We start from the raw sequence: 2,928 nt of genomic DNA, 5'->3' as shown, positions 1-2,928 counted from the left end.
CGCGTCGACGCCCGCGGCGACAAGGTCCACACTCTGCCCCTGGGAGGCGATGCCTCCCTGGTACCGGCAGTCCAGGCCTACGATCGCGACCGGATCGGCCGGGTCCTGCCCCTCGGCGGACCCGTCCGGGAACCCGGCGTCGTCCGGGTGCTCGCCCAGCAGCTCGCGCACCAGCTGCCCGGCGAGCGCCCGCGGGGTGGGATGGTCGAAGGCGACGGACACCGGCAGTTCCATACCGGTCGCGGCCGACAGCCTCCGCTGCAGGTCGACGATGGCCAGTGAGTCGAGTCCCAGCTGCAGGAAGGGCAGCGACGGATCGAGCTGCCCGCCGGCGTCCCGGCCCGCCGCGCGCAGCGCCGCCCCGGCCTGCTGGACGACGAGCCCGAGCAGCCGCCGCTCCTGGGCGGCCCTGGGCATACCGGTCAACTCGACTGCCGTCACGGGCTGTTCGGAGAGGTCGTGGGCGGGCTGAGCGGCGGACTCGGTCATGGTCACTGAACTCCAGTGTGGTTATGCGACTTCGGTACGGGTCGTGACGAGGCGTGAGGCCGATACCACCTCGCCGCCGCTGAGCAGCAGCTCCACCGGAGCCGGGCGGCCCAGGAAGAGGAGCAGGCTGGCGGTGGGTCCGTAGGCGCCCATGTTCGGCACCGCGAGCACGTCGCCCGGCTCCGGCGGCGGCATCCGGACCGAGCGGGACAGCAGGTCTCCGGGAGTGCACAGCGGGCCCGCCAGGCTGACGGGGACCGGTTCGCCCGCGCGGTGGAAGGCCGGGTCCACGGACAGCGGCAGCAGCCGGCCGAGGCCGGCCATGCCGCCGAGGGTGTTGATGCCGGCGTCGAGGATCGCGAAGGTGCGGCCCCGGCTCTCCTTGACGTTGGTCACGGACGTCAGCAGACGCCCGCTGTCGCCGACCAGGTGCCGGCCCGACTCGCAGGCGATCTCCACCCCGCCCTCGCGCCAACGCGGCAGCCGGGTGTCCAGGGCCTTCTCCAGTGCGGCGCGCAGATTCGGGTAGACGGGCCGGTCGCCGGGAACCGAGTACGGCGCGGCGAAACCTCCGCCGATGTCCAGCATCCGCAGGGGGAGCCCGAGTTCGTCCTCCAGCCTCGCCGCCTGCTCGATCGTCGCCGCGAACTCGGCGATCAGGCTCTCCTCGTCCTTGGAGTTGGACAGCGGGAAGAAGTGTGCCCCGGCCACCTCCGTGCCCGGCACGTCGAGCAGCGCGGGCAGCAGGTCCGGCAGGGTTTCCGCGTCGATGCCGAACTGCGAGGGCGTCCCCGTCATGCGGATGCTGGTGGTCGCCGCGGCCGCCGCGCTGTTGACGCGCAGCAGCACCTGGGCCACCGCTCCCTGGCGCACCGCCTGCGCGCCCAGCCGGCGCAGGTCCCCCGCGGACTCCACGGAGAACGTGCGCACCCCCTCGGCGAGCGCCACGGCCAGCTCACCGGCCGTCTTGCCGGGACCCGAATAGAGGATCGACTCCGCCGGGTGACCGGCCTCCAGCGCGGAGGCCAGCTCGCCGGTGGAGCACACCTCGGCACGGCAGCCGCCGGGGCCCTCGCGCAGCGCGCGGACCAGACCCGGGTGCGGGTTGGCCTTGAGCGAGTAGTAGAGCGTGATCCCGTCGGGCAGGGCGGCGCGCAGATCGGTGCGGGCCCGGACCACCCGGTCGAGGTCGTACACGTACAGCGGCGATCCGTAGCGAGCCACCAACTCACGGTCCAGTGAGATCTGTTCGGATTCGGAGGTCACTTGGCGCCCTCGGCGTCGAGCAGTGCCGCCAGCTGCTGCTTCGCGTTCTTGCCGTTCGAGGTCAGCGGGAACGCGTCGAGCACCTTGCACAGCGCGGGCACCTTCACGGCCTCCAGCCGCGTCGCCAGCTCGCGCAGCACCGCCTGCGGGGTGAGCTCGTCCGACTCCACGAAGATCATCAGGTCGCGGTCGGCGGTCGGCTTGAGGGCGGCCGCGTTGCGTACGCCCGGGATGTCCATCGCCGCGCCCTCGATCTCGATCGTGGACACGCGCATGCCCTTGCGCTTGAACATGTCGTCGCGGCGGCCCTCGAAGTAGAGGTAGCCGTCGGCGTCGACCCGGCCGTAGTCGCCGGTGAACAGGCGGGTCCCGCCGGTCGTCGGGTCGGGCCGGTAGGTGCGCGCGGTGATCTCCGGCAGGTTCCAGTACCCGGCCATGACGTGCGGGCCGGTCACCGTGATCTCGCCGCTCTCGCCGGCCGGCACCTCGTTCCCGTCGGGGTCGAGGATCGCCACCCTGGTCCCCGGGATAGGCAGGCCGGAGGAGCCGGGCCGCTCGTGGTCCTGGTCCGGCGGCATGATCGTGATGCGCTTGCACTCCGAGATGCCGTACATCCGCACCACCCGGGCACCCGGGAAGCACTTCCACAGGCCGTCGATGATCCGCTGCTCCAGCGCGGCCCCGGTGCTGGTGAACATGCGCAGCCGGGTCGGGCGGGGGTCGCGGGGGGGGGGCGCGCGGCGCCGCCCCCCCCCCCCCGCGGGCCGCCCGCCGTAGCGCGACCTGGAGTGGGCGCTCGACGACCCGGCCTACGACACCGCGCCCTGGGACTCCACGGTCCGCAAGGGCTTCCGCAACAAGCTGGAGGGCTGGGGCACCGGCCGCGGCAGCGTCTCCTGGCGCAACCACAACCGCGTGCACCGCTGGGTCGGCGGGGCCATGGTCGGCGGCGCCTCCGTCAACGACCCGGTGTTCTGGCTGCACCACGCCTTCGTCGACCTCCAGTGGTCCCGCTGGCAGGCCCGGCACAAGAACACCCGCTACCTGCCCGCCGAGCCGCCCGGCCGGGGCAGCGCGCAGCACGGCCGGGTGGTCGCGCGGCACGAGCGGCTGCCGCCGTGGGACGTGACACCGGACGAGCTGGAGGACCACAGCCGGATCTACCGGTACGCC

The 2,928-nt window shown here is 73.2% G+C and carries 3 protein-coding genes and 1 pseudogene; 1 reads left to right on the top strand and 3 read right to left on the bottom strand.

What is annotated here, in order from left to right:
* From ACFW2E_RS44560 to ACFW2E_RS44550, 3 genes are all read right to left on the bottom strand, one after another.
* The coding region (locus ACFW2E_RS44560; RefSeq protein WP_384477216.1) for an acyl carrier protein at positions 1 to 489 on the bottom strand (489 nt) is incomplete at its 3' end.
* Between the two features lie 21 nt (positions 490 to 510).
* Positions 511 to 1,755 carry a type III PLP-dependent enzyme gene (locus tag ACFW2E_RS44555; protein WP_384477214.1) on the bottom strand — a complete coding sequence of 415 codons (1,245 nt, stop codon included), beginning with the start codon at positions 1,753 to 1,755 and terminating at the stop codon, positions 511 to 513.
* Positions 1,752 to 2,459, bottom strand: a complete 708-nt coding sequence (locus ACFW2E_RS44550; protein ID WP_384477219.1) for an AMP-binding protein — start codon at positions 2,457 to 2,459, stop codon at positions 1,752 to 1,754. Before ACFW2E_RS44550 ends, ACFW2E_RS44555 begins: the two co-directional genes overlap by 4 nt.
* Positions 2,460 to 2,535: 76 nt before the next feature.
* Between ACFW2E_RS44550 and ACFW2E_RS44545 the strand changes: the two are divergent.
* A pseudogene (locus tag ACFW2E_RS44545) lies at positions 2,536 to 2,928 on the top strand (tyrosinase family protein); the annotation flags it as partial.

Source organism: Streptomyces sp. NPDC058964, from assembly GCF_042741275.1.
Classification (GTDB): domain Bacteria; phylum Actinomycetota; class Actinomycetes; order Streptomycetales; family Streptomycetaceae; genus Streptomyces.
This window is presented reverse-complemented; position numbering and strand designations above follow the sequence as displayed.